The organism is Pseudomonas juntendi (assembly GCF_009932375.1).
Taxonomy (GTDB): Bacteria; Pseudomonadota; Gammaproteobacteria; order Pseudomonadales; family Pseudomonadaceae; genus Aquipseudomonas; species Aquipseudomonas juntendi.
Genome location: NZ_BLJG01000142.1, coordinates 1 through 403 on the forward strand (window position 1 = coordinate 1; position 403 = coordinate 403).

Genomic DNA, 403 nt, shown 5'->3' on the forward strand with positions numbered 1-403 from the left:
GGGTTTTGTCTTTAAGTAGAAGTTGTCGCTTCTCCTGGTTGGCTCACGAGCCCTCCAGTGGTGGTAAAAGGTGGTTGACAGTGTTTTTGAATACTGTATTATTCATCTCCCGCGACGAGAGATCGAAGCGAGTCAAGTGTCTGAAGTTAAACGAGTTTCTCGAAAATCTTCAAAATTAACGCTTGACAGGCAATGAGGAAAGCGTAGAATGCGCGCCTCGGTTGAGACGAAACACTCTTAACCAACCGCTCTTTAACAAATCGAATCAAGCAATTCGTGTGGGTGCTTGTGAGTACGGACTGATAGTCAAAAAGATTATCAGCATCACAAGTGACCATGCGAGAAATCACATAGTCATTTGAGATTGCTGAGCCAAGTTTAGGGTTTCTTAAAAACCCAAGCA

General features: G+C 43.7%; 1 pseudogene. It reads right to left on the reverse strand.

The annotated features are described in order from the left end of the window. Nucleotides 1-146: 146 nt before the first annotated feature. A pseudogene (locus GYA94_RS27925) lies at nucleotides 147-403 on the reverse strand (hypothetical protein); the annotation flags it as partial.